Source organism: Brachybacterium sp. AOP25-B2-12, assembly GCF_052378625.1.
Taxonomy (GTDB): Bacteria; Actinomycetota; Actinomycetes; order Actinomycetales; family Dermabacteraceae; genus Brachybacterium.
This window is the reverse complement of sequence record NZ_JBQSXW010000018.1, coordinates 25,218-50,706: the sequence shown is the minus strand read 5'-3', so window position 1 is coordinate 50,706 and position 25,489 is coordinate 25,218. Positions and strand designations below refer to the sequence as shown.

At 72.5% G+C, this 25,489-nt stretch carries 22 protein-coding genes; 9 read left to right on the top strand and 13 right to left on the bottom strand.

Translation table 11 applies throughout. The features are described from left to right. Positions 1 to 2 precede the first annotated feature (2 nt). The 4 genes from ACT3TZ_RS12565 (at position 3) to ACT3TZ_RS12550 (ending at position 4,667) form a co-directional block, all read left to right on the top strand. On the top strand, positions 3 to 1,709 hold the full coding sequence (locus ACT3TZ_RS12565) for an LssY C-terminal domain-containing protein (protein ID WP_444583767.1): 1,707 nt from the start codon (positions 3 to 5) through the stop codon (positions 1,707 to 1,709). A 78-nt stretch (positions 1,710 to 1,787) separates the two neighbouring features. Continuing rightward, complete coding sequence (locus ACT3TZ_RS12560) at positions 1,788 to 2,453, top strand: TMEM175 family protein (protein ID WP_444583766.1); 666 nt, start codon at positions 1,788 to 1,790, stop codon at positions 2,451 to 2,453. 259 nt (positions 2,454 to 2,712) lie between these two features. After that, the gene (locus tag ACT3TZ_RS12555; RefSeq protein WP_444583765.1) at positions 2,713 to 4,215 is read left to right on the top strand and encodes an APC family permease; all 1,503 of its coding nucleotides are present in this window, start codon (positions 2,713 to 2,715) and stop codon (positions 4,213 to 4,215) included. Between the two features lie 47 nt (positions 4,216 to 4,262). Beyond that, positions 4,263 to 4,667, top strand: coding sequence for a universal stress protein (locus ACT3TZ_RS12550; RefSeq protein WP_444583764.1), 405 nt, complete (start codon positions 4,263 to 4,265; stop codon positions 4,665 to 4,667). A gap of 119 nt (positions 4,668 to 4,786) precedes the next feature. On the opposite strand, the gene ACT3TZ_RS12545 is transcribed toward ACT3TZ_RS12550, so the two are convergent. Then, positions 4,787 to 6,076 (bottom strand): M20/M25/M40 family metallo-hydrolase, encoded by a 1,290-nt coding sequence (locus ACT3TZ_RS12545; RefSeq protein ID WP_444583763.1) that lies wholly within the window; start codon positions 6,074 to 6,076, stop codon positions 4,787 to 4,789. Positions 6,077 to 6,340: 264 nt separating this feature from the next. Here ACT3TZ_RS12545 and ACT3TZ_RS12540 point away from each other — a divergent pair, with 264 nt between their 5' ends. The 4 genes from ACT3TZ_RS12540 (at position 6,341) to ACT3TZ_RS12525 (ending at position 11,474) form a co-directional block, all read left to right on the top strand. Continuing rightward, the gene (locus ACT3TZ_RS12540) at positions 6,341 to 7,357 is read left to right on the top strand and encodes a TerC family protein (RefSeq protein WP_444583762.1); all 1,017 of its coding nucleotides are present in this window, start codon (positions 6,341 to 6,343) and stop codon (positions 7,355 to 7,357) included. A 115-nt stretch (positions 7,358 to 7,472) separates the two neighbouring features. Then, complete coding sequence (locus tag ACT3TZ_RS12535; RefSeq protein WP_444583761.1) at positions 7,473 to 8,315, top strand: PhzF family phenazine biosynthesis protein; 843 nt, start codon at positions 7,473 to 7,475, stop codon at positions 8,313 to 8,315. A 141-nt stretch (positions 8,316 to 8,456) separates the two neighbouring features. Next, entirely contained in the window at positions 8,457 to 9,053 is a 597-nt protein-coding gene (locus tag ACT3TZ_RS12530; protein ID WP_444583760.1) for a VIT1/CCC1 transporter family protein, read from the top strand. 126 nt (positions 9,054 to 9,179) lie between these two features. Beyond that, complete coding sequence (locus tag ACT3TZ_RS12525) at positions 9,180 to 11,474, top strand: dipeptidyl-peptidase 5 (protein WP_444583759.1); 2,295 nt, start codon at positions 9,180 to 9,182, stop codon at positions 11,472 to 11,474. Positions 11,475 to 11,594: 120 nt separating this feature from the next. Here the strand turns inward: ACT3TZ_RS12525 and ACT3TZ_RS12520 are convergent, their stop codons facing one another. From ACT3TZ_RS12520 to ACT3TZ_RS12490, 7 genes are all read right to left on the bottom strand, one after another. Next, positions 11,595 to 13,325: a cation:proton antiporter gene (locus ACT3TZ_RS12520; RefSeq protein ID WP_444583758.1), complete on the bottom strand. Its 1,731-nt coding sequence runs from the start codon at positions 13,323 to 13,325 to the stop codon at positions 11,595 to 11,597. Between the two features lie 586 nt (positions 13,326 to 13,911). Continuing rightward, the gene (locus ACT3TZ_RS12515; protein ID WP_444583757.1) at positions 13,912 to 15,723 is read right to left on the bottom strand and encodes an ABC transporter ATP-binding protein; all 1,812 of its coding nucleotides are present in this window, start codon (positions 15,721 to 15,723) and stop codon (positions 13,912 to 13,914) included. After that, positions 15,720 to 17,642 carry an ABC transporter ATP-binding protein gene (locus tag ACT3TZ_RS12510; protein ID WP_444583756.1) on the bottom strand — a complete coding sequence of 641 codons (1,923 nt, stop codon included), beginning with the start codon at positions 17,640 to 17,642 and terminating at the stop codon, positions 15,720 to 15,722. The genes ACT3TZ_RS12515 and ACT3TZ_RS12510 overlap by 4 nt, the downstream gene beginning before the upstream one ends. A gap of 293 nt (positions 17,643 to 17,935) precedes the next feature. Continuing rightward, positions 17,936 to 18,664 carry a hypothetical protein gene (locus ACT3TZ_RS12505; RefSeq protein ID WP_444583755.1) on the bottom strand — a complete coding sequence of 243 codons (729 nt, stop codon included), beginning with the start codon at positions 18,662 to 18,664 and terminating at the stop codon, positions 17,936 to 17,938. Beyond that, on the bottom strand, positions 18,651 to 18,836 hold the full coding sequence (locus ACT3TZ_RS12500) for a hypothetical protein (protein WP_444583754.1): 186 nt from the start codon (positions 18,834 to 18,836) through the stop codon (positions 18,651 to 18,653). The genes ACT3TZ_RS12505 and ACT3TZ_RS12500 overlap by 14 nt, the downstream gene beginning before the upstream one ends. A 140-nt stretch (positions 18,837 to 18,976) precedes the next feature. After that, on the bottom strand, positions 18,977 to 19,327 hold the full coding sequence (locus tag ACT3TZ_RS12495) for a hypothetical protein (RefSeq protein ID WP_444583753.1): 351 nt from the start codon (positions 19,325 to 19,327) through the stop codon (positions 18,977 to 18,979). Between the two features lie 74 nt (positions 19,328 to 19,401). Next, on the bottom strand, positions 19,402 to 20,841 hold the full coding sequence (locus ACT3TZ_RS12490) for an alpha-amylase family glycosyl hydrolase (RefSeq protein WP_444583752.1): 1,440 nt from the start codon (positions 20,839 to 20,841) through the stop codon (positions 19,402 to 19,404). A gap of 169 nt (positions 20,842 to 21,010) precedes the next feature. Here ACT3TZ_RS12490 and ACT3TZ_RS12485 point away from each other — a divergent pair, with 169 nt between their 5' ends. After that, a complete protein-coding gene (locus ACT3TZ_RS12485; protein ID WP_444583751.1) occupies positions 21,011 to 21,781 on the top strand; it encodes an alpha/beta hydrolase in 771 nt (256 codons plus the stop codon). Between the two features lie 76 nt (positions 21,782 to 21,857). Here ACT3TZ_RS12485 and ACT3TZ_RS12480 read toward each other — a convergent pair whose 3' ends face one another. The 5 genes from ACT3TZ_RS12480 to dhaL form a co-directional block, all read right to left on the bottom strand. After that, positions 21,858 to 22,271: a hypothetical protein gene (locus tag ACT3TZ_RS12480; RefSeq protein WP_444583750.1), complete on the bottom strand. Its 414-nt coding sequence runs from the start codon at positions 22,269 to 22,271 to the stop codon at positions 21,858 to 21,860. After that, positions 22,268 to 23,395, bottom strand: a complete 1,128-nt coding sequence (locus tag ACT3TZ_RS12475) for a serine hydrolase domain-containing protein (RefSeq protein ID WP_444583749.1) — start codon at positions 23,393 to 23,395, stop codon at positions 22,268 to 22,270. The genes ACT3TZ_RS12480 and ACT3TZ_RS12475 overlap by 4 nt, the downstream gene beginning before the upstream one ends. A 161-nt stretch (positions 23,396 to 23,556) precedes the next feature. Next, complete coding sequence (locus ACT3TZ_RS12470) at positions 23,557 to 24,198, bottom strand: ArsR/SmtB family transcription factor (RefSeq protein WP_444583748.1); 642 nt, start codon at positions 24,196 to 24,198, stop codon at positions 23,557 to 23,559. A 126-nt stretch (positions 24,199 to 24,324) separates the two neighbouring features. Beyond that, positions 24,325 to 24,732: a dihydroxyacetone kinase phosphoryl donor subunit DhaM gene (gene dhaM, locus ACT3TZ_RS12465; protein WP_444583747.1), complete on the bottom strand. Its 408-nt coding sequence runs from the start codon at positions 24,730 to 24,732 to the stop codon at positions 24,325 to 24,327. Then, the gene (dhaL, locus tag ACT3TZ_RS12460; RefSeq protein ID WP_444583746.1) at positions 24,729 to 25,487 is read right to left on the bottom strand and encodes a dihydroxyacetone kinase subunit DhaL; all 759 of its coding nucleotides are present in this window, start codon (positions 25,485 to 25,487) and stop codon (positions 24,729 to 24,731) included. The genes dhaM and dhaL overlap by 4 nt, the downstream gene beginning before the upstream one ends. Positions 25,488 to 25,489: the final 2 nt, after the last annotated feature.

Here is a 25,489-nt window from a genome sequence, read left to right as displayed (position 1 = left end):
CCGTGACCGCCGACGCCCCGCGCCGTGTGACGCCGCCGCTGCCCGAGGCCGGATCGTCGGCCGTCGCGCTCCCGCGCGCGCCCGAGCACGGGCCCGGGAACGGTCCGACGGCGCCGGGGCTCGCGCAGCTGGACCGCGAGGTCGGCGGCCGCGGGGTGCGCCCCCTGGACCGCCCGGCGCCCACCTCGCCGCCGGAGTACGACCATCCGGACCATCCGCACCACGGCGGTCGCCGCATCCATCTCTACCCGCTGCTCGACGCGCTGTTCGTCATCGTCGGCACCGGGCTGTCGCTGTGGCTGGGCGCGCTGTACCTGCGTGAGGGCTTCTCGCTGTCGCCCACCAAGATGCTGTACCTGCTGGCGTTCTGGCTGCTGTTCACCTACGTCGCCCTCCCGCGGCTGCATCAGCTGCTCACCGTGCTCTACCTGCCGGACTACTTCATCGGCCGCACCCGCACCTCCGAGGGCGTGCTCTCGGACCCCCTGAACCTCGCCCTGGACGGCGACGAGACGGACCTGCACACGGCCATGCGTCGCGCCGGGTGGGCGCTCGCGGAGGAGCGCACCGTCGAATCGGCGTGGCGGATGGTCGTGGCCACGGTGCTGCGCCGTTCGTACGCGCAGGCGCCGATGTCGGACCTGTACCTGATGGGCCGTCGCCACGACTTCGCCTACCAGCAGGAGGTGGGCGGGACCACCGCCAAACGCCACCACGTGCGGTTCTGGCGGCTCCCGGAGGACTTCGTGCTGCCCGGCGGCTACCGCGCGCAGTGGCTCGCGGCCGGCACCTACGACCGCGCCGTCGGCTTCTCGATGTTCACCCTGCAGATCACGCACAAGATCGACGAGGACATCGACGTCGAGCGCGACTACATCATCGACACCCTGCGCTACGCCGATCCCGAGATCCCCGTGGTCGTCATCGAGGAGTTCTCCACCGCGTACCACCACCGCAACGGCCAGGGCGACCGCGTGCGCACCGACGGCGACCTCCCCGTCGTGGACCTCACGGGCGCCCGCGAGCGCTCCGACGGCGCGACGGCGATCATGCTGCCGCGCCACCGGCCCACCGGCATCTCGGTGATGCGGTCCCGCGCCGAGGGGCACCGGGGAGCCGTGCGCCAGCTGCGCAGCGTCGCCCGCCCGTCCTCCCGCGGCTCGGGTGCCCACCGCGCGGAGCTGGCCGATCAGTTCCAGCACGTCGTGGGCGACATCCAGGACGCCTTCGACAATGCCTCCGAGCACCACCTGCCGCCGCCGACCATCGTCTTCACCGGGGTGCTGGTGGTGCTGCAGGCCGTGCTCGTGGCGGTCCAGTGGATCGACCGGGGGTTGGGCCGCAACCCCGGCACGGTGGTCGCCGACGCGATCGTCATCGTCCCCGCCGAGACCGAGCTGTGGCGGCCGACGGCGGTCGCGGCGATCGGCCTGGTGCTCATGGTGCTCGTGCTGCGCCGCATGCGGTGGGCGCGCCTGGTGCTGATGGGGCTGCTCACGGCCGATGCGGTCGTCCGGCTCGTGGGGGCGACCGCCCTGCTCCACGGCTCGGGGGAGCATGCGGCGCTGACGCTGGCGGGTGCCTCGATGCTCGGTCTCATGGCGATCACGTCGGACGCCGCGCGCATGTGGGTGCTCACACCCCGGGAGCCGAGCGAGCGGCACGGCGTCGCCGAGCCCGCGGACCTCGCGACGGGCGCGACCGCCTGACCGCGGCGTCGACGAGCCCTCGGGCCCTGCGACGGTCTCGACCCCCTGGCCGCGGCGTCCCGGTCGTACGATCTCGGCATGACGGACACCCCCGCGCAGGACCAGCCGGTCGAGCGCCATCCGAGCGCCGACCGCATCATCGCCTTCACGGACGCCGCCGTGGCCATCGCGCTGACCCTGCTGGTGCTGCCGCTGATGGAGTCGGTCTCCTCGATCGCCGAGGTGCACGAGAGCCCGCGGTTCGCGGACTGGTTCGCCGAGAACTCCGGGGCGGTGTGGGCGTTCGCGCTGTCGTTCCTGCTGGTGGCGGTCTACTGGGTGCGCCACCATGCGGCCATGCTCACCGTGCGCCGGTTCGCCGGGCGGATGCTCACCGCGAACTTCGTGTGGATCCTGGCGATCGTGCTGCTGCCCGTGACGAGCGCCGTGACCATGTCGTTCGAGCGCGACGTGTGGTCGGTGGGGGTCTACCTCGGCGATCTCGCGGCGATCGGCCTGAGCCTCGCGTGGATCGAGGTCGAGGCGATGCGCAACCCCGAGGCCGAGGCGCCGTCGGATGCGCAGTGGTCGCGGCTGGGAGCCTCGATCGCCTCCGTGCTGGCGCTGGTGGTGTGCTTCGTCCTGGTGACCTGGACCCCGGTGGGATGGCTGGGGATGTTCGCGATGGCCCTGTCGGGGGTGCTGCCCGCCCCGGTCACCGCGGTGCTGCGGCGCGTCGCGCGCCGAGGGACCGCGGTGGGATGACCCCCTGCGGCGTGTCGCACGCCGGGGGGTTGCGGCAGTATGAGCTCCCTGCGGGCAGCGCGCGGGCAAGCGCTCACCCACCCGCACTCCCACCCTCTTGTGTGCGCGCTCACAGGTTGCGGTCAGGTCACGGGGTCGGCGAACCGCCCGTGAGCCAGGACACACCCTGATAGGGTCCCCTCACCTGTGGCGTCACGTGTCGGCGCATTCCCGCACGTGAGCGCACCAAGCTTCCCGCCCCCCATCCCCAGGAGTCCTCATGTCAGACCCCTCCGGCAACCACGGCGCATCGACGGACGGTGTGCCGGACGGCGCACTGCACACGGACGGGCCGATCGGCTCCGACGGCAAGCCCACGAGCGAGACCGAGCTCAAGAAGGCCATCACACCCAAGCTGCTGCTGCTGTTCATCGTCGGGGACATCCTCGGCACCGGCGTGTACGCGCTGACCGGCACCGTCGCGGGGGAGGTGGGCGGCGCCGGCTGGCTGCCGATCATCCTGGCGTTCGCGGTCGCCATGGTCACGGCGCTGTCCTACGTCGAGATGGTCACCAAGTACCCGCAGGCCGCCGGTGCGGCGCTGTACGTCCACAAGGCCTTCGGCATCCACTTCCTGACCTTCATGGTGACCTTCGCGGTGCTCTCCTCGGGCATCACCTCGGCCGCCAACAGCGCGATCTTCCTCGCCAAGAACGTCCTGGTCGGCTTCAAGCTCGACGAGGCCTTCGACGCGGGGTCGCTGAACACCGTCGCGACGGTGATCGCGATCATCTTCATCGCCCTCGTCGCCTGCATCAACATGTACGGCGTCAGCGAGTCCGTGAAGCTCAACGTGGGCCTGACCTTCATCGAGCTCAGCGGCCTCGCCCTCGTGATCCTCGTGGGCTTCTTCGCGATCGCCAAGGGCGACGCCGACTTCTCCCGCGTGATCCTGTTCGAGACGCCGGGTGACAAGAGCCTGTTCATGGCCGTCATCGGCGCCACGGCGCTGGCGTTCTTCTCGATGGTCGGCTTCGAGGACTCGGTCAACATGGCCGAGGAGACCGTCGACCCGGTCAAGAACTTCCCCAAGATGCTGCTGGGCGGCCTGTCGATCACCGGTGTGGTCTACGTGCTGGTCTCCATCACAGCCGTCGCCGTCGTGCCCATCGGCGAGCTCACCGAGGCCGACACCCCTCTCCTGAGCGTCGTCCAGCACGGCGCCCCCGACATCCCCATCGACGTGATCTTCCCGTTCATCTCGATCTTCGCGGTCGCCAACACGGTGCTCATCAACATGATGATGGCCTCGCGCCTGCTCTACGGCATGGCCAAGCAGGGCGTGCTGCCCGGCTTCCTGGGCGGGGTCCTCAAGGGACGTCGCACCCCGATCGGCGGCATCCTGTTCTCCACGGCCCTGGCCTTCGTGCTGGTCATCGTGCTGAACTACGCGCTGCCCGAGACCATCGTCAAGAGCCTCGGCGGCACCACCGCGCTGCTGCTGCTGTCGGTGTTCTGCCTCGTGAACATCTCGGTGCTGGTGCTGCGCAAGGACCCCGGTGCGGGAAAGCACTTCAAGACGCCCACGGTGCTGCCGGTGATCGGTGCGATCACGGCCTTCGCGCTCGTGACGCCGCTCGCGCAGCCGGCCGTGAACTACGCGATCGCCGGCGGCCTGCTCGCCGTCGGCCTCGTGCTGTACGTGATCACGTTCGTCTACAACTCCTTCGGACGCGCCCGTCGCACCCGCTTCCACAACCCGGACGACATCGGCCGCGAGTGACCGCCGCTTCGACCCCCTCCGTCCCGCCAGAACCCAGGGAGTTCCCCATGAAGATCCTTCTCGCCTACGTCCCGAGCGCCACGAGCGAGGCCGCCCTCGCATACACCCTGCAGGAGGCCAAGGACCGCGACGCGAGCGTGCTCGTCCTCGCCTCGCAGCGCGGCGCCCCCGCCAAGGCCGCCGGCGTCACCGATCAGCGGCCCCTCTCCGAGCGTCTCGAGGAGTCCGGCGTCGACCACGAGCTGCGGCTCGTCCCCAAGCGCGACGACCCGGCCGACGACATCCTGCGCGCGATCGAGCGCGAGGACGTCGACCTCGTGGTCCTGGGGATCCGCAAGCGCACGCCGATCGGCAAGATCATCCTCGGCTCGACCTCGCTGCGCGTGATCATGGAGTCCCCGGTGCCCGTCGTCTGCGTCAAGCCCGCGGACTTCGTCCCGCCCGCGCTCTGAGCGCCCTGCCGTGCGCGGTGCCCCCGGGGCGGTCGCGCACGGAGAGCGGAAGCGTCGCGCCGCCCGTCCCGTCGAGGGGCGGGCGGTGCGGTGCGTCCGGGGGTCCGGGATCCCGCGGCTCAGACCGAGACGGCCCGCAGGAGCGCGCGGAAGAAGTCCTCGCAGGCGTCGATCTGCGCGAGGTCGATGAACTCGTCGGGCCCGTGGGCCTGGGCGATGTCCCCGGGGCCCACCACCACGGCGGGGATCCCCGCGTGCTCGTAGATGCCGGCCTCGGTGCCGTAGGTGACCTTGTCCTCGGTGCGCTCGGCGCCGAGGGCCACCGCGGCGCGCGCGGCCGGGCCGTCGGGGGAGCCGTCCAGGCCGTACAGCAGGTTCAGCGGCACCAGGGTGGCGCCCGCCTCGCGGGCGGCCACCGGATCCGCGGGATCGGCGGGGATCGCGGCCTTGATCTCGGCGTCGATCTCGTCGACCTTGGCCTGGATGCGGGCCACGACATCGGCCGGGTCGATCTCCGGCAGCGCGCGGAACTCCAGGAACACCTCCGCGAGGGCGGGCACGGTGTTGACGGCGTTGCCGCCGCGGGTGAGGTTCACGCCGCCCGTGGACCAGGCCACGGGGTACGCCTCGTCGCGGGGCCCGTTCTCCCGGAAGTCGTCGATGATCTCGCGGTGGAAGAAGTCCACGAACTCCGCGGAGTAGCGGATCGCGTTGAGTCCGCGCGGCAGCAGGCTCGAGTGCGCCGCGATGCCCTTGAACTCGACGCGCAGGGAGTTCATCGACTTGTGGGCCGGGACGGCGCGCATCGACGTCGGCTCCCCGACGAAGGCGACCGCCGGGCGGATGTCGAGGGACTCCAGCTGCTCGACGAGGCGTCGGGCGCCGTTGCACGTCGTCTCCTCCTCCCACGTCACGCCCAGATGCACCGGGACGGCACGCTGGGCCTGCTGGAACTCCGGGGCCAGGGCCGCGGCGATCGCGAGGTAGGACTTCATGTCGGCGGTGCCGCGCCCGTAGAGGCGTCCGTCGCGCTCGGTGGGGGCGAAGGGGTCCGTGGTCCACGTCTGGCCGTCCACGGGCACGCAGTCGATGTGCCCGGCGACCAGCACCCCGCGGCGCGTCGGGTCCTCGGGGTCCACGAACAGCGGGGCATGCTCGCCCACCTCGGTCCCGGCCTCGACGGTCGCCGGGAAGCTCGCCACCAGGTTCGCGTTCAGGCCGTCGGGCTCGTCGAAGCGGTGGGTCGTCACGCCGGCGGCGCCGAGGACCGCCTCGAGCAGGTCGATCGCGGCCAGGTTGCCGATCGCCGAGGTCGTGTCGATCGCGATGAGCGCCTCGATGAGGGCGCGCGGGGTGGTGGGCAGGTCCGCGGCGTCGACGGCGGTGGGGGCAGGGGCGGTGTCGCACATGGTTCCAGGGTAGGCGGGTGCCGCGGAGCGGGGCGGGCGATGTGACGACGCATGGCGCGTCCCGGAGGCGGCCTGGCCGCTGTGATGCGGTCCCGGAGCCGGGGGCACGAGGGTGGCCCTCTGCTACTGTGCACCCAGCAAAGGGAGTACTTCACCTCGGCGATCCCGTCAGTACGGCTGCGATGACGCAGACCCGGGACGTCGGCCCCACGTGGGGCGAAGGAGACTTTGACGTCCATCATCGTCCCTGCCCTCGGAGGCCCCATGGATATCCCGCTCTACGTCTGGGGAATCACCCTCGTCGTCACCATCGCGTTCTTCGTGTACGAGTTCTTCGCGCACGTCCGCACCCCCCATGAGCCCACGATCGGCGAGGCCGCGCGCTGGTCGGTCTTCTACATCAGCCTCGCGCTGCTGTTCGGCGTCGGCCTCGGGTTCGTCTCCGGCTGGAAGTTCGGCGGGGAGTACTTCGCCGGCTACCTCACGGAGAAGGCGCTGTCGATCGACAACCTCTTCGTGTTCCTGATCCTCATGACCGGCTTCGCGGTGCCCCGCATCTACCAGCAGAAGGTGCTGATGATCGGCATCGTCATCGCGCTGGTCATGCGCGGTGCGTTCATCGCCGTGGGCGCGACGCTCATCGAGAACTTCTCCTGGATCTTCTACATCTTCGGCGCGCTGCTGCTGTTCCTGGCCTACAAGCAGGCCTTCGGCGACAGCGACGAGGATCCCACCGACGGCCGCTTCATGCGCCTCGTGCGCCGCATCATCCCCGTCACCGAGGAGTACCACGAGGACCGCCTGACCGTCGCCAAGGCCGGCAAGCGCTACGCGACCCCGATGCTCCTGGCGATCGTCGCGATCGGCTTCATCGACCTCGTCTTCGCGGTCGACTCGATCCCCGCGATCTACGGCCTGACGCAGGAGGCGTACATCGTCTTCACCGCCAACGCCTTCGCCCTGATGGGTCTGCGCCAGCTGTACTTCCTCATCGGCGGGCTGCTGCAGCGCCTGGTGTACCTGGCCCAGGGTCTCGCGGTCATCCTCGCGTTCATCGGCGTCAAGCTCGTCTTCCACGCCCTGCACGTCAACGAGCTGCCCTTCGTCAACGGCGGCGAGCCGCTGCTGTGGGTCCCCGAGATCCCGATCTGGTTCTCGCTGCTGTTCATCGGCCTCACCATCGCGGTGGCCACCGTCCTCAGCCTCCGCAAGACCCGCAACGACTCCGGCGACGGCTCCGGCTCCGCCTCGACCGGGACTGCCGCCGAGACGACCCACTGATCCCCGGATGCCCCGGGGCGGCACGCCCCGCGCGTCCACCTCGCGCCCGTCGGACCCGGTCCGGCGGGCGCGAGCCCGTCGTGCCCGGCCGGGCACCGATCGATCGGAGACCACCATGACCTCTGCCCCTCGCTCCCGCTCCTTCGCCCAGGTCGACGTGTTCTCCGCGACGCCCCTGCGCGGCAACCCGCTGGCCGTCGTCGCCGACGCGGACGGGCTCGACGCGGCGACCATGCAGGCCGTCGCGGCCTGGACCGGTCTGTCCGAGACGACGTTCCTGCTGCCGCCGACGGTCGACGGCGCCGACTACCGCGTCCGGATCTTCACGCCGACCCGGGAGCTGCCCTTCGCGGGGCACCCCACCCTCGGCACCGCGAGCGTGTGGCTCGCCGCGGGCGGGACGCCGCGCGGGCAGCTGATCGTCCAGGAGTGCGCCGCCGGTCTCGTGGAGGTGCGGCGCGACGGTGATGCCCTGGCGTTCGCGGCCCCGCCGCTGACGCGGGAGGGCCCGGTCTCGGCCGAGGAGCTGGCGGCGCTGGCAGGCGCCCTGCGGATCGACGTGGCCGATGTCCTCAGCGCCGTGTGGGCCGACAACGGCCCCGGCTGGTGCGTGGTGGAGCTGGGCTCGGCGGCAGAGGTGCTCGCGGTCGAGCCCGACTTCGCGGCCTTCCCCCGCCGGGTGATCGGCCTGGTGGGCCGCCACCCGGCGGGGCACGATGCGCTGCTCGAGGTGCGCGGCCTGGTAGGTGAGGGCTACGAGGATCCCGTGACCGGGAGCCTCAACGCCGGGATCGCCCGCTGGCTGCTGGGCCGCGGGGACGTCCAGGCGCCGTACATCGCGACCCAGGGTGCGCGGCGCGGTCGCGACGGCCGCGTGCACGTGGACGTGGACGATGCCGGGACGATCTGGGTGGGCGGTCACGTCAGCCCCGTGATCTCGGGCACCGTCGCGCTCTGACGGGCGGTCGCGAGAGGGTGCGCGGGAGGGTCGAGAGGCACGTCGCAGGGGTGCGCTGAGGGTAGGCGAACCTGCATCGTCGCAGGTCAGGTTATGCTTTCCTGTCTGGCGGGATCGCGCGAACGGGTGTTGTCTTTCCCCATGGCACGCCTCGTCCCCTCCGCGTCCACCGCCCCGACCTCGCGTCCGGAGGCACCGGCGCGCGATGCCGAGCTCTCCGCGAAGCTCAACCGGCTGCGCGCCGGCGTCCTGGGCGCCAACGACGGCATCGTCTCGGTCGCCGCCGTGGTCGTCGGCGTCGCCGGGGCCAGCAGCGCGAGCGCCCCCGTGCTCACCGCGGGGGCAGCCGCCCTCATCGGCGGGGCCGTGTCGATGGCGCTCGGCGAGTACGTGTCGGTCGGCAGCCAGAAGGACGCGCTGCTGGCCCGGCGCGCCGCCGGCGGTCACGTCGAGGACGACGAGATCGTCAGCCCCTGGGCCGCCGCCGCGGCCTCGTTCGTCTCGTTCTTCCTCGGCGCCGTGCTGCCGATGCTCGCGATCATGCTGCCGCCCGCGGACGTGCGGATCCCGGTGACCGTCGTCGCCACCCTCGTCGCGCTCGCGCTGACCGGCGCGATCGGCGCGGGGCTCGGCGGCAGCTCACGGCGTCGCGCGGCCGTCCGCGTGGTGATCGGCGGGGCCGTGGCCCTGGCGGTGACGTACGGGGTGGGGTCGTTGCTGGGGGCCGGGATCGCCTGATCGCCGGGGAGGGCCGCGGTGCTGGTGCGCAGCCGCGAGGTCGGGGGGCTGCTGCAGACCTCCTGTCGGGGAGTGTCCGTGCCCGCACGCCGTCCGCCTGTTCCAGGTCCCGACTACCCTGGCCGCATGGTGAGCACCCTCGCGTACGGTTCCTGGCCCTCCCCGATCAGCGCCGCGTCGATCGCCCACGGCGGCACCCGCCTCGGCGGTCCGCAATTCGTCGGCGACCAGCTGTGGTGGACCGAGGGCATCGCCGCCGAGGGCGGCCGCCAGGCCGTCGTCCGCACGCCGGGTCCGGCTGAGGACGGGGGTGCCCCTGTCACGGTGCTGCCCTCACCGTGGAACGCGCGCTCCCGGGTGCACGAGTACGGCGGCGGCTCCTGGGCCGCGCTCGAGGGGGACGGCTGGGCGGTCGGCGGGCCGACGCGGAGCCGCGATGCCGCGGACGACGAGGACGCGGGCGCCCGCCCCGGACCTGCAGCCGATGCAGGAGCAGCGGACGGAGCCCTCCCCGACATCGTCTTCGTCCATTTCGACGACCAGCGCGCCTACCTCCTGGTCTCGGGTCAGGAGCCCCGCCCCCTGACCCCAGCGGGCCTTGAGATCGACTCCGCGCACGGCCCCTCCCTGCGCTGGGCCTGCCCCACGCCCGTGACCCTTGCCGACGGCACCCGCGAGGTCTGGTGGATCTGCGAGGACCACACCCGCCCCGGCACCCCCGAGGAGACCGCCCCGCACATCGAGCGCTACATCGCCGCCGTCCCGCTGGACGGCTCCGCCGCGGACGACGTCGCGGCGATCCGCCAGGTCACCCCCAGCAGCCGCTTCGTCGCCCACCCCCGGATCAGCCCCGACGGCACCCGCCTCGCGTGGATCAGCTGGGAGCACCCGCAGATGCCCTGGGACGGCACGGTGCTGCACCTCGCGCCCCTCGTCGACGGGGTCGCGGGCGCCTCCGAGCAGGTCGCCGGCGGCACCGACGTGTCCGTCGTCCAGCCCGCCTGGCTCGACGCCGAGCGCCTCGTCTTCCTCTCCGACGAGGACGGCTGGTGGACGCCCCGCGTCCGGGAGGGCGACGGGACGGTGCGGACGGTCCTGCCCGAGGATGCTGCGGCCTCCCACGAGGAATGGGCGTCGCCGATGTGGCTGCTCGGCGGCACCAGCACCGCTGTTCTCGACCCGGACCACCTGCTGGGCGTGCACGGCACGGCGTCCGAGACCCTCGGGGTCCTCGACCTCACGACGGGGGCGCTCGCAGACCTCGACCTGGGGCTCACCGCGATCAGCGCGTTCGACGTCCGCGCCGACGGGCAGATCGCCGTCGCCGGTGCCTCGCCCACGGCGTTCCCGGGGATCCTCACCGGGCGCCTCGCCCCCGGGCTGGGTGGGATCGATGACCCGTCGGGTCGCGCCGATGCTGTGTCCGCCCCGGTGCCCGGTCGGACTGCGAAGAGGGCTTCGGCACGGCCGATCGGGGCCGAAGAGGGATCCTCGGCACGGCTCGCCGTCGGGGCCGAGGAGGGGGCACCGACCCGGCCCGACGGCTGGCATCTCGTCCGGTCCTCACGGTCGGACGCCCCGGACCCCTCGGTCCTGCCACGCCCGGAGCCGATCACCGTGCCCCTACCGGACGGCGGCGTGGTCCACGCGATCTGGTTCGCGCCCCGGCACGAGGGCATCGAGGGGCTGCCGGGGGAGAAGCCGCCGGTCATCGCCCGCGTCCACGGCGGCCCCACCTCCCAGGTGCCGCCGGTGCTGACCCTGCCGGTCGCGTACTACACCTCGCGCGGCCTGGGCGTGGTGGAGGTCAACTACGGGGGCTCCTCCGGGTTCGGCCGCACCTACCGCGATCGCCTCCAGGGCCAGTGGGGCGTGGTGGACGTCGAGGACACCGTCGCCGTCATGGAGCACCTCGTCGCGCAGGGTCTCGCCGATCCGCGGCGCCTCGCGATCGAGGGCGGCAGCGCGGGCGGTTGGACCACCCTGGCATGCCTGACCCGCACCGACACCTTCGGTGCCGGCGTCTCCTCGTACGGCGTCGCCGAGCTCGAGGCCTTCATCGCCGACACCCACGACTTCGAGTCCCGCTACATCGACGGGCTGGTGGGGCCCTACCCCGCGCGCCGTGACCTGTACGTCGAGCGGGCGCCGCTGTCCCACGTCGACGAGCTCTCCTGCCCCGTCCTGCTGCTGCAGGGCGACGAGGACCGCATCGTCCCGCCGAGCCAGTCCGAGATGTTCCGCGACGCCCTCGCAGCGCAGGGCATCCCGCACGCGTACCTCCTGTTCGCGGGGGAGCAGCATGGCTTCCGCAAGGCGTCCTCGATCATCGAGGCCACCGAGGCCGCCCTGTCGTACTACGGCCAGGTCTTCGGCTTCGAGCCGGGAGGCGTGCCGGTGCTGGAGCTGCAGCGGGGCTGAGCCCGGAGGTGTGGGCGCGGGGGCGCCGGCCGTCGGGCCGTGGTACCGCGCCCGCCACTGCTGGTGGCCGGTGCCGAGGTCGCCGCTTCCGGTCACCGGCACCGAGCCCGTTCCTACCGGTCAACGACGCCGCGCGCCGCGTCCGCCCCTGCCGGTGGATCCGGTCGCCTGCCCTCGGGCCCGCGCCGCCGTGCGGGGACGCGGAGGCACCGCCATCATCCGGCGATCCAGCCGCAGGAGCACCACATCGGCCGCGGCCGGATCGATCCCCGGCTCCCGCCGCGCCGCCAGAACCTCGGCGCGCGCCGCATCCAGGGCCACCGTCTGCGCGGTGAGCATCATGTCGCGGGCGGCGCGCATCTTCTCGCGGCGCAGGCGCGCGGCCTCGGGGTCGTCGTCCACCGAGTCCGGCACGACTCCGGGGACCGGTTTGCCATCCGCATCGACTGCGGTGAACTGACCCGTCGCGAAGGGCGAGGGCGCGAGATCGGCCCGCAGGCGCTTCATCCGCTGGATCAGCACCGTCTTCTGGTCCTCGGGCATGTGGAGCTCGGGCAGGCGATCGCGCAAGGCGCTGAGCGCCGCGACCTGGGCCCGCTCGCCCAGCTCGCGCATCGCCTCGTGGTTGGCCGTGCCATCGTCCTGCAGGCACAGCACCCGCAGCAGCGAGGGCAGCAGCACCCCGGTGGGCACCAGCGTCACCACCAGCGCGGTGCAGGCGATGACGATCAGCAGGTTGCGGTCCGTGATGGGATTCCCGGCGGCGTCCTGGGCCGGGATCGCGAGTGCCAGCGCCAGGGTCGCCAGCCCCCGCATCCCGCACCAGGTGAGCACGAGCCCCTCGCGCCAGGTGCGGGGCAGGGCGTTGCCGTCGCGGCGGCTCACGACGTGCAGCACGAGCATCGCGAGCATCCGGATCACGATGACGAGCACTGCGACGAGGATCGCGATGAGGGCGTAGCTGAGCAGGTGGTCGCGCTCCTCGGCCAGGACGTCCCGCAGCTCCACGCCGATCAGGCCGAAGGCCAGTCCCGTGACCAGGAGGTTGGCGACGTTCCAGAACGAGGTTCGCATCATCCGGGCCTCGCCGTCCTCGGGGCGGGCGTTGCGGCGCGTCTCGAGGGCGGCGACCACCACGGCGATGACGCCGGAGGCATGGACCTCCTCGGCGAGCATGTAGGCGGCGAACGGGGTGACCACGCCGATCGCGGTGCGGGCCGCGACCGAGTGCACGGCGCGATCCACCACCCGGTACAGGAACCCCACCACGAAGCCGACCACCACCGCGAGGATCCCGCCGACCAGGAACTCGACCGCGATGAACGGGCTCAGGTCCTCCCCGGCGGTGACCGCGACGAGCGCCGCCTGGAACAGCACGATCGCGACCGCGTCGTTGAACAGCCCCTCGGTCTGCAGCACCGTCAGCAGGCGCCGCGGCATCTTCGCGGGCTCGGACACCGCCTCGACCGCCACCGGGTCCGGGGGCGCGACCATCGCACCCAGCATGAGGGCCAGCGGGAAGGCGATCCCGGGGATCAGCAGCCAGCTCAGGCCGGCGACGGCGAAGGCGGTGACGGCCGTCAGGCCCAGCGCCAGGATCAGCAGCGAGCGCCACCGGGTGCGGAACACGCCCCAGCTGGTGTGCTGCGCGGTTGCGAACAGCAGCGGCGGCAGGAACAGCGGCAGGATCACCTCGGGATCGACCGTGAGGTGGGGCAAGCCCGGGACGAAGGCCACCAGACCCGAGAACACCAGCATCAACACGGGATAGGGCAGTCTGAGCCGCTCACCCAGGGCCACGCACGCCACGGTCCCGGCCAGCATCGCGACGACGAGGGCGATGGTGATCATGGGTGCGGTTCTCCTGCGGGGGTGGGATGTCGGTGCCCATTCTCCCACTGAGGTGCCGGAGGGGAAGGTGCGGATCCGGTGGAGGCCGGATCGTGATGGGGCAGGTGCCGAGCTGCGGCCCGGCCCGGATTCGGCGACCAGCCGCCGGACGGCCCGCCACGTGCTCGGGGGAGTCGGCCCGGCGCGGGCGGGCCCCGATCCGGTTGCTCTGCGAAGAGGGCAACTGTCCCGTCGGTGCGCGGGCATGGTGTCCGGCTCGGTTGCGGGCGCCGTGTACACAACACGGCGTCAGGTGCCCAGACCCCTGCACCCGTGCAGAGGTGTCTGCACAGGGCGCCGGTCCGTGCACGGCTCGACGGGCAAGCGGCGGCGACACGGGGTGTGGCCCGGCGCTGGGGGTGCGGAGAGCGGCGTGATGAGCCGATCGATGACGCGGACGGTCAGGGGGCCGGGGGGATCCCCGGGCACGGACCTGCCGGGTGCCGGGGGGCCGCCTGGCACCGATCGTGCACCGGGCCGACCGCCGGGCACGGACCGCCATGGTGCTGTTCTGACCGCCGGGCCCGGACCGCCAGCCCCCCTCACCTCACAGCGAGTCCTGCCACGCCTGGTACAGCGCGGCGAACCTCCCGCCGGCGGAGACGAGCTCGGCGGGGGAGCCGTCCTCGACGACCTCGCCGCCGTGGACCACCAGCACGCGGTCGGCGATCATCACGGTCGAGAGGCGGTGGGCGATGATCACGGCGGTGCGGGTGCCCAGCAGGCGGGTCAGACCCTCCTGGACCTGCCGCTCGGAGGGGATGTCCAGGGAACTGGTGGCCTCGTCGAGGATCAGCACCGCCGGGTCCGCCAGGAAGGCTCGTGCGAATGAGATCAGCTGGCGCTGACCTGCGCTGACGCGGCCGCCGCGCTTGTTGACGTCGGTGTCGAAGCCCTCGGGGAGCTCGCGGATGAACTCCCCGGCCCCGATCGCGTCGGCGGCGGCCTCGATGTCGGCGCGGGGTGCACCGGGGCGGCCCAGCTCGATGTTGTCGGCGACGGTGCCGGAGAACAGGTACGCCTCCTGGGTCACCATCACCACATTGCGGGTGAGGTCCGCGCTGGTGAGGTCGCGCAGGTCCACGCCGTCCAGCTGCACCGCCCCGCCGGTGGGGTCGTAGAACCGGGCGATGAGCTTGGCGATCGTGGACTTGCCGGCGCCCGTCTGCCCCACCAGCGCCACGGTCTGCCCGGCAGGCAGCTCGAGGTCCAGAGGTTTGAGGACCAGCGGCCCCTCGGCGGTGTACCGGAAGGAGGCGTCGACGAAGTCGACCTGGCCGCGCGCGCGGGTGAGCTCGGTGGGCTTGGCGGGGTCGCGGATCGCCGGGACCTCCTCGAGCAGCGAGGCGATCTTCTCCAGCGCCGCGACGGCGCTCTGGAAGGCGTTGTAGAAGTTGGCGATCTCGTCGATCGGCTGGAAGAACCGCCGCGAGTACAGCACGAGGGCCACGAGCACGCCCACCTGCAGATCGCCCTCGAGCACCCGGAAACCGCCGACGACCAGCACGACCGCGATGGTGGTGTTGGCCAGCACCCGCAGGGCCGGCTGGTAGATGCCGAAGATCATGATCGACCGCAGCGAGGCGTCGCGATAGTCCTGGGCGAGCGTGTCGTACTCGGCCTGGTTGCGGCCCTGCTTGCGGAACGCCTGCACCGCGCGGATTCCGCTCATCGCCTCGACGAAGTGCACGATCAGCCGCGCCGAGTGGGTGCGGATCCCGCGGTACGCCTCGCGGGACCGTCGCTGGAACCACACCGTGAGCAGCAGGCCCGGGACGAGCATGAGCAGCATGACCAGGCCGGTCACCCAATCCATCGACACGATGAGGACGATGGTGAAGACCATCGAGAGCGTGGAGCCGGCGATCACGTTGACGCCGCCCTCGAGCAGCTCCCGCAGGGCCTCCATGTCCGAGGTCTGGCGCGAGACGATCCGCCCGGAGGTGTAGCGCTCGTGGAACTCGAGGTCCAGGCGCTGGGTCTCGCGGAACACGCGACGGCGCAGCCCCAGCAGCATTCGCTGGCCCAGCACGGTGGCCTGGCGGACGTACCCGAAGGTCAGCACACCGCCGACGATCGCGCAGGTCACGTGCAGGGCGGTGGCCAGCAGCGCGGGGGTGCCGTTGCCGGCCAGCAGGGCGGGCAGGGCGTGGTCGATGCCCCAGGCGATGATCGCGGGGCCCGCGACGACGGCCAGCTGGGCCACGACCACCATGATCGCCATGAGCACGAACTGGCCGCGGACGGGTCGCAGCAGCTCGCCGAGCAGGCGCAGGGAGCGTTGCCGGGCGCGGCGGTTCTCCTCCGCGGACAGGGTGCGCTTCTCCTCCTGCTCCTCGGACAGGGGGGCGGCGGTCATCGCAGTGCTCCTTCGTCCCCGGCGCCCGGGGTCCCGGCGGTGCTCGCCTCGGCGACCTCACCGCGATCGTCGGCGTCCTCGGCGGCGGCCTGCACGGCCCGCAGCTCGATCTCCCCCGTGAGGGTCTCGATGTCGCGATTGCGTGCGGCCACCTGCTCCTGGTTGGCGATCACGTAGCGGTAGCGGGCGGAGTCCCGCATGAGGTCGGTGTGGGTGCCCACCGCGATGATCCGGCCGTGGTCCATGAGGGCCACGCGGTCGGCGAGGGACACGGTCGAGGTGCGGTGGGCGACGATCAGGGTGGTGGTGCCGGCGAGGGTCTGGCGCAGGCGCTCGGTGACGCGCTCCTCGGTGCGGGTGTCCAGCGCCGACAGCGGGTCGTCCAGCAGCAGCACCGGGGGGCGGGCGGCGATCGCCCGGGCCAGGGCCAGACGCTGGCGCTGGCCGCCGGACAGGCTGAGGCCCTCCTCGCCGATCCGGGTGTCGACGCCCTCGGGAAGGGCGTCCACGAATCCGGCATCGGCCGTGCTCAGAGCCGTGCGCAGCAGGAGCTCGCGTTCGTCCTCGGGCAGCTCCGGGTCCACGCCCAGCAGCACGTTGGCGCGCACCGAGTCGGAGAAGAGGGTGGCGTCCTCGAAGGCGACCGCGGTGATGGTGCGCAGGTCCGTGAGCGACATGTCGCGCACGTCGACGCCGTCGATCGTGACGGATCCGCCGGTCACGTCGTAGAGCCGAGGCACGAGCTGCAGCAGCGTGGACTTGCCGCAGCCGGTCACGCCCACCAGGGCCATCGTCTCGCCGGCGCGTACGTGCAGGTCCACGCCGTCGACCACATCGGCCAGGGCGCGTCCGTCGACGGCGAGGTCGGGGGCGTCGGAGTACCGGAAGTGCACGCCCTGCAGGCGCACGTCGCCGCGCACGGCGGCGACGTCCACGGGGGTGGGATCCGCGGGAGAGGTGATGGTGTTGACGGTGTCGAGCACCTCGTACTGCCGCTCGAGGGCGGTGGCGGTGTTGACGGCCTGGCCCAGCAGCATGCCGAGCATGCGGGTGGGGCCCGAGACGAGGGTCGCGGTCGCGAAGTACGCGGCGAGCTGGCCCACGTTCATCGAGCCGTCGGCTGTCAGGTGCAGGCCCAGGAACAGGGCGATGCCGAGGGCGAGCTCGGGCAGGGTGAACATGGCCATGTCGAAGCGGGCCATCGCGGTGGCCTTGGCGACCTCGGTGCGGCGCAGCTCGTCGGCCTGGCCGGTGAACTGGTCCAGGGCCGTGGGGCCGCGGCCGAAGGCCTTGAGCACGCGGATGCCCTGGACGGACTGCTCGATGGTGGTGGCGAGGTCGCCGTTCTGGTCCTGCGACAGCCGCGAGAGCCGGTGGTAGCGGCGGTTGAAGAAGAACGAGATGACGGCGACGGGGATCGCGGCGGCGAGGAACACGAGGGCCAGCACGGGGCTGGACCGGAACAGCAGCACGATGCCGACGACGATGGTGACGCCCGAGGTCACGACCATGATCATGCCGAAGGCGACCCAGCGCCGGATCGTGTTGATGTCCGACATGATGCGTGAGAGCAGCTGCCCGGAGCCCCACTGGTCGTGGAAGGCCACGGGCATGTTCTGCACCTTGGCGTAGAAGGCGGTGCGCATCTCCTTCTCGGCCGCCGTGGCGGGTGCGACGGCGAGGGTGCGCCGCGCCCAGATGAAGCCGGCCTCGATGAGGCCCAGGCCCAGGACGACGGCCCCGGCGGTGAGCACCACCGAGGCGGTCGCCGAGGTCGAGAGGTGGTTGACCATCGACTCGAGGACCTGCGGGATCAGCAGGGCCACGATCGACGCGGTCATTGCGGCGACCAGGCCGAGGAGGAGGCGGAGGCGGATGGGACGGATCGTCTTCAGCAGACGGGCCATGGACGAGAGCATGAGGGGCAAGGACCTCGGGGGCTGGGAGCGAGCGGGGATCTGGGAGGGCGATCCGGGGGGCGTCGTCGCACAGCCGGGCCGTCAGGACGGGGTCCTTAGCCTAGTCAACGGACTGCGGGGGTGCCACCGCTTTTCGGCCGATGGTGACCGATGTCGGGTTGGGGCAACGGCGCCGGGTCGACGGCGCGGCCGCGTGGCATCGCTACGACCCCTTGGTGGCGACCCCTCGCGGCCGACTCGGCGGACGTGGGGGCCGATGCATGGGAAGGGCGCGGGTCGTTCGCCGGCGTGCCTCAGAGCGCCTCGAGCCGGTCGAGGCGATCTGCGGGCTCGAGTACGTCGTGGTCCCACGTGATCGTGTAACCCAGAGCGCGGAGGCTGTCGGCCGCATCGCGAGGGGCGTCGCGGACCGCCGCGCGCGTCTGGATCCGACGCCACTGTGCACGCACGTCCCGAAGCTCAGCGAGGGAGCCTTCGAGCTGGTCCACCCCGAACTCATCGACGAGCATCTCCAGGACATCTTCGAGTGCGGGGCGGAATCGGTGCCCGCCGAGCGGGAAGTGCACGTCCTGGACAGCCGGTACGGAGTGCCCTTCCGCCCGGCGAGAACCTCGCCGCGTCGAGGATCCGGCGCGTGAGAGCGCGAAGGTCAGCGCATCACGATGCGCGTGGACATGGAGGTGGGCCGCGGGCACCGATGTCGCCGACCGCTCGTACTCGTACCGGAACAATGGCTGCGAGGCCGATCCGGCGAACACGGCGATCCTGGACCTCTCGACGCTCAGGAACCGAGCATGATCGTCCCAACAGCATCCGAAGTTCGCCTTGAGGGTGAGCAGGGGAACGCCGTCGACATCGAGGGAGACGCCTTCTCCGGGCTTCTGGACCACTCGCACGCGCTCGTCGAGAATCGTGGCGATGAACGGGTCGCTCCCCGGGGCGACGGCCCGAACGGTGCGGGTCAGGATCGCCGCGAACTCCTCGGCTTCTGCGTGGAGAGCCTCGACGTCACCGTCGGTCAAGGAGGAACTCGAGGTCGACGAGCTCGTCGTACACCGTGGCGTCGTGCGCATCGAGTTCGAATGCGGCCCCCCGCCTCCGGAAGGCTTCGAGATCGACGATGGCATCGCGCAGGGTCTGGTACCGATGCTCTGCCTCGTCGCGGGTCATCACGCGTACGGCCATGGTGGTCATGGTGCATCCTCCCGTGTTTCGACCGAGGGTAGATCCTCGATGCGTCGAATGCTAGGACACTGCACCGACGGACGAAGGACCGAGCGCAGCTCCATGGGAGCCTCGACGAGCCAGGTCGCCATCGGAGCCGTCGGCGCGGATCAGCCCTCGATCGCCGCGCGCTCGGGGCGATCGTCCGAGAGCAGGTGCGAGGCGACCGCCGAGGCCGCGGTGACGGTCAGCACCGCGGGCCACGACCCGATCTTCTTGGCCAGCGGGTGGGACAGCCCGAAGCCCAGCACGTAGACGGCGCCGAGGGCTGCGGCGGTCGCGGGGCCGCGGCGGGCCGCCCACGAGCGGATGGCGTAGGCGCCGGCGACCCCGAGCACCACGCCGCCCAGCGGTCGGATGCCGGTCTCGCGGGCGGTGACGTACCCGCCGAGCAGGCCGATGGCGACGACGGGGGCGGTCTTGACGGCGGCGGCGGGCTTGAGGGTCCAGGAGGTGCTCATGACCTCATAACCTACTCCGGGGCTCTGGACGATCACGGGGAGCACGAGGGGTCGAGACCGCGGCACGCTCCGCCTCAGCGCACCACCGCGGCGCCGTGGGCGGGCACCCGTCCGGGCGTCGGCGGGACGTCGTCCAGCATCGCGGCGCCGCACACCGCTTCGAGGATCTCCCCGTCGACCTCGCGGTCGTCGTCCTCGAGGTTCAGCACCAGGCGCACCGTGTCCTCGCCGGAGGCGGCGGTCAGCCGGATCTCCGCGGTGCGGTCGGTCAGGGTCTCCTGCGGCACCTCGACGTGCGCGTCGACCAGCCACGGCAGGCGTCGTCGCAGGCCCAGCAGGCGGCGGTGCACCTCGAGGACGTGTGGGGCGGCCTCCCGGCTGAGCACCGCGAGGGCGTCCGGGGCATCGGCCGGGTCGTCCGGGAAGACGGGGCGCACGGCGTCGTCGCCGCCGGCGCGGTCCTCCTTGATGCCGACGGCCCCGAACTCGTCGCCCGCGTAGACGGCGGGGATGCCGGGCAGGAGGGCCAGCAGCGCGTAGGCGACGACGAGGTCACGGCCGTCGCGCAGCTGGGAGGCGATGCGGGTGGTGTCGTGATTGCCCAGGAACGTCAGCGGCAGCAGGGCGTGGCCGTCGACGGGTGCCCGGAACTCCTCGTCACGGCCCAGCGCGTGGGCCAGCTCGAAGAGGTTGCCGTCGCGCAGGGACGACCAGACGGCCTTCCACAGCTCGTACTGCGTGATCGAGTCCGCGCCGGAGGTCGCGGCGAAGTGCGCGTAGTCGCCGTGGATCACCTCGCCCAGCAGCCAGGCCTCGGGATGGGCGGCGCGCACGCGCTCGAGGATCGGCGCCCACGCCTCGGGCCCGGCGGAGTACATCGCGTCCAGGCGCCAGCCGTCGACCCCGCGGTCCAGCCACGACGTCATGACGCGCACGACCTCGTCCTGCACGCACGGATCGGCCAGGTTCAACTCCACGAGGGCCGCGTTGCCCTCGAAGCCGTAGGGATGCTCGCCCGCCCAGCGGATCCGCGAGGCCTCGGGGCCGTCCGGCCCGTCGGCGATCGCGCGACGCACAGCGGGGTGGCGGTCCGAGACGTGGTTGAACACGCCGTCCAGCACGATCCGGACCCCGCGCTCGTGGCACGCGGCGACGAGCGCGTCGAAGTCCGCCCCATCGCCCAGGCGGGGATCGATGGTGTCGTGGTCCAGGGTGTCGTAGCCGTGGGAGACGGAGTCGAAGATCGGGTTCAGCAGCAGCACGTCGGCCCCCAGCGACACCAGGTGCGGCAGCCAGGCGGTGACGCGTCCCAGGCGGTGCACGACGTTGTCGCCGGCGGTGCCGCCGTAGACCGTGCCGCCGAGGTCCTCGCGGTCCTGCGGGGCGCCGCAGAAGCCCAGGGGGTAGACCTGCCAGAGGATCGCGTGGCGCACCCAGTCCGGAGTGCCGCCCTCGCGGGGGCTGGTCGGCGGGGTCGCGGCGGGAACGGCAACGGGCACAGGCAGGTCACTCATGCCATCATCGTCCCACGCCGTACCGGACGCGCCAGGGCCGATGCATCCGCCATCGCGGTGGATCCCGTCGCCGTCAGGGCCGTCGTGTCCGCCATCGCGGCGCACCCCGCCGCCGTCGGGTCCGAGGCGGCCGCCGTCGCACCCCGTCCCGTCGCCGTCTGGAGCCCCGATGATCCGCCTGCGCACCGACCATTTCTCCGAGTCCCTGGGCATGTCGACCTCGATGGTCGTGCTCATGCCCCAGTCCGCCCAGGGCCAGGTCGGCCTCGCGGCCGCCGACGATGGGGCGCCGTCGCCGGTGCTCTACCTGCTGCATGGGCATTCGGACGACGCGACCGCCTGGGAGCGGCGGACGTCCATCGAGCGCTACGCGTCCGAGAAGGGCATCGCGGTGGTGATGCCCGAGGTCCGTCGGTCCTTCTACACGGATGAGGCTCTGGGGGAGAAGTACTGGACGTACGTGACCGAGGAGCTCCCGGAGATCGTGCGCCGGACGTTCCGGGTCTCGACCCAGCGGGAGGACACCTTCGTGGCGGGTCTGTCGATGGGCGGCTTCGGGGCGTTCAAGCTGGCCCTGAACAGGCCCGATCGGTTCGCGGCCGCGGCGAGCCTGTCCGGGGCCCTGGTGCTCGACGGCTTCGATCTGTGGGACCGGCGGCCGACGATGCGACGGCGCATCTTCGGCGACGCCCCGATCGCCGGGAGCATCGACGACCTCCCCGGCCTCCTGGAGCGGGCCGCTCCCGGCACCCTGCCCGCGCTCTACGTGCTGTGCGGCACCGAGGACCGGCTGCTCGGCCAGACCGAGAAGGTCATCGCGATCGCGGAGGACCGGGGGCACCCGCTGACCGTGGACCTGCGCCCGGGCGACCACGAGTGGGGCCTGTGGGACGCGGGGATCCGGGACGTGCTCGACTGGCTGCCCATCCGGGGCCGATAGCGCCGGTGCGGGAGCCGAGGAAGGCCCCGCACGCCGGGCGAGCGAGGCCCCGGCGTGCGGGCCGCCGGGACTCCGCTCACCCGGCCACCAGAGCCAGCACGGCCACCGCGACGAACACTGCGCCATTGGCGATGACGCCGGCGAGGCCCGGTGCGCCGAGCTGCCGGAGCGTGCGGCGCCGGCGCTTCTCCTGGCCCCGCGTCGCCGCGGGATCGGCCGCCGGGACCGAGAGCGGCCGCGATGCCCGGACGGAGGCCACGACGATCCCGGCGAGCGTCGCCACGACGAGCACCCACCACGCGATCGCGATCACCGAGGTCAGCGGGATGAGGAGCGCCCAGATCAGCAGGTAGGCGGCATTGGTCAGGGCCAGGGACAGGATCCGCAGGGGATGCTGCCGCCGGCTCAGGAGGGACACCGCTCCGAGGGCCGTGAGGACGGCGAAGGCGAGCAGCACGGCCAGGGGCAGATAGGCCAGGATCGTGCTCATGACGCCACCTGCCCGGTGAGCACGCCGACCGCGAGCTCGTCGAGGCTGAGCGCGGTGTCGGTGAGCAGGACGACGCCGCGGCCCGTGCCGCGGTTCCAGCCGCAGAAGGAGGCGAAGCCGCCCGTCATGCCGTTGTGCCAGACGATGTCCTCGGCCACGAGGACGTGCCAGTTGACGCCCACCGCGACGTTGTCGGAGGCCTGGGCCACCGGCTCGAGGCCGCCCGCACCGGGGTTGGTGCCCTCGATCATCGAGCGGAGGTAGAGGGTGAGGTCCGCCCCGGTGGACCGGATCCCGCCGGTGGGCGCCCAGCCGTCCATCGTCCAGGGCGCCGCGCGATGTCCGGTCGCCGCGTGACCTCGGGGCGCGCCGTCGGGGAGGTCCGCGTCCGAGGCCGGGGCGCTGGTCTCCTGCATGCCGAGGGGCTCGAGGAGCCGCGACCGCAGCAGATCCACCCAGGGGGTGTCGGCCGCGTAGGCGGCGAGCTGGCCCTCGAGGGCGGCTCCCAGGTTGGAGTACTCGGCCGGGCCCGGTTCCGTGGGCGTGCTGTCGAGAGCGTCGCCGATGACGTCCTCGGCGCTGAACCCGGCGTAGGGGTTCTTGCGCAGGGCGTTCGTCCACAGGGTCCGGCTGACGACGTCGCCCGGGAGTCCGGGGATCCCGGCGGAGTGCGAGGCCAGCTGGGCGATGGTCCTGTCGGCGATCGCGGAGGAGTCGGCGCTGGATCCCAGGATCTCGGCGACCGTGCTGTCGAGCGCCAGCTCGCCGCGAGCCATGCCGTCCAGCACCAGGGCGCCCGTGAAGGTCTTGGACAGGGAACCGATCTCGAACTGGCCGTGCTCGTCGGTGCCGAAGCCCGCGTGACGGACGTCCGTGCCGTCGAGGAGCGCCGCGGCCACCCGCCGGTGCCCCTTCAGGTGCGGCGCCAGGGCCTCGGCGAGATCCGCATCCCCGGTGGCGTCCCCGAGGCCGGCGGGTCGCGGAGCGCCGAGCGCCACGGTGGCGCCGAGGGCGAGGACCGCGGGGATGCCTGCCCCGAGCACCAGGCGTCGGGAGGGCGTGGAGAGGCCGGGCTCGCCGGCGGGGGGCGGGGTATCGGGAGTCGGAGGTGCCTGGATGGTCATGGTGAGCTCTTTGACGGTCGAATCGAGGGGATCGCAGGGGCAGGTCCGTGAGCGGTCTCGACGCGGACCGCGCGCGCTCGGCGAGGTGCCTGGCGGCGCGGGCTCGGGTCGAGCTGTGGGGGTGGCGCGGGGTCAGGTCGAGCGAATGGGGGCGGCCGGGCTCAGGCCTCCTCGACCGCGAGGACGATCGCCAGCAGCGGGACGATCCGCGGGGGCGGCACCGTCCAGACGCCGCGGCGCGGCGAGGTGACCCAGCCGGCTCCCTGGAGCTGGTGGAGGTGGTGGTACGCCACGCCCGTGGAGGCCAGGTCCAGGGCGTCGACGATCTCGGAGACCGTGCGCTCGGCGTCCAGCAGCAGGCGCAGGATCGCCAGGCGCAGCGGGTGGCCGAGCGCCGCGAGGGCGTCCGCGCGCTCGGCCCAGTCGGCCTCGAGCAAGGCGTCGGCGGGGCGGCCCCACTGGTACTCGACGTGTCCGAGCCCCACGTCGACGGAGCCGACGTACGCGACGGCGCCCGGGGCAGGGGCATCGGCCTGGAGGGTGTGCAGGAGGGCGTAGGGGTCCTCGACGGTGGCGCTCGACGCGGTGTGCGCGGGGTCGGCCGAGGAGCGCCGCGGGCCTGCCGCCGCGGAGGATGTCGCCCGTGCGGGTCCGGACGCTGACGCCTCCCCGGACTCCCCGCGGCCGTCACGTCCGCCGCCGCGCGCGGTGCCCGACTCCTCGAGCAACGCGGCCACCTGGTCCTCGAGCAGCGCGAGGCGCTCCTGAACGCTCGACCCGTCCGGTGCCGTCTCCTCGGCCATGCCCGCACCTCCCAGCGATTACGAAATTCCGGAACTCCGGAATGCATGGGCGTGACGATAGCGGGGACCCGGACGGCTGTCCAGGTCCCCGCGAGGTCGATCGATGGGCGCGCCGGCCCTGTGGGGCTACCCCTGGAGCTGCAGGCGCTTGGCCTCGACGCCCACCTGGGCCTCCCGGACGACGGTCTCGGCATCGGCCCCGGTCGAGGCGGTGACGACCGCGCCGATCAGGCCCTCGACGAACGGCGCCCAGGTCAGGCGGGTGCGGGCCGCGACGTCCGGATCCAGGAACTCCAGCGCCATCTCCGAGGAGAGGATCGCCGAGCCGAGGTCCATGAGCACCACGACGCCCTGCTCGTCGTCGGCCGCGGTGATCGCCTCGGAGATCGCGGTGGCATCGGTGCCCAGCTCCCCGTCCGCCAGGCCCGCGGCGATCTCGATGCGGGGTCCGCCGCTGCGGACCATCTGGGTGGCGAGCTCGACGGCGGCGTCTGCGAGTGCGCGGGAGTGGGAGACGACGACGATGCCGGTCATGACACGGCCGTCCCGTCCGCCGCGAGGCCGAAGCCCGCGTCCTGCGAGGAGTCCGCGCCGTCGGGCGCTCGCCGGCCGAGGGTCTCGGCGGCCGCCTCCCACAGCAGCGCCGTCGAGGCGGCGCCGGGGTCGATGTGGCCGATGGCGCGCTCGCCGAGGTAGGAGGCGCGCCCCTTCATCGCCACGAGGTCCGCGGTCTGGTCCCGGCCCTGCGCGGCGGCCTTGGCGCCCGCCTGGAGCGCGAGGCCCAGGTCATCGGCGGTGCGGCCGTATGCGTCCAGGGCCGGCACCCACGCGTCGATCATCGTCTTCTGGCCGATGATCGCCTTGCCGCGCTGTCCGATCCCGTCGACGCCGGCCTGCAGGGCCGACTGCAGCGCGTACGCGTCCAGGGTCTCGGCCCCGGCCTGCGAGGTGCCCATGCGCAGGAAGAACGTCCCGTACAGCGGGCCGGAGGCACCGCCGACCGTCGAGACGAGGGTCGCCCCGACCTTCTTGAGCAGCGTGTCGACCGAGCCGCCCTCGAGGTCGCCGAGGATCCTGGCGACGGCGGTGAAGCCGCGCTTCATGTTGGTGCCGTGGTCGCCGTCGCCGATCGCGGCGTCGAGGTCGTTGAGCTCGGCGGCGTGCTCGGTCAGCAGCTCGTCGCTGCGGCGCAGCCAGGCCGCGAGGTCCGCGGCGTCCACCGTGCCGGTGGGCCGGACAGAGCCGGTGTCCGCGTCCGCGGACACGGGTGCGGTGTCGTCCTGGGTCATGG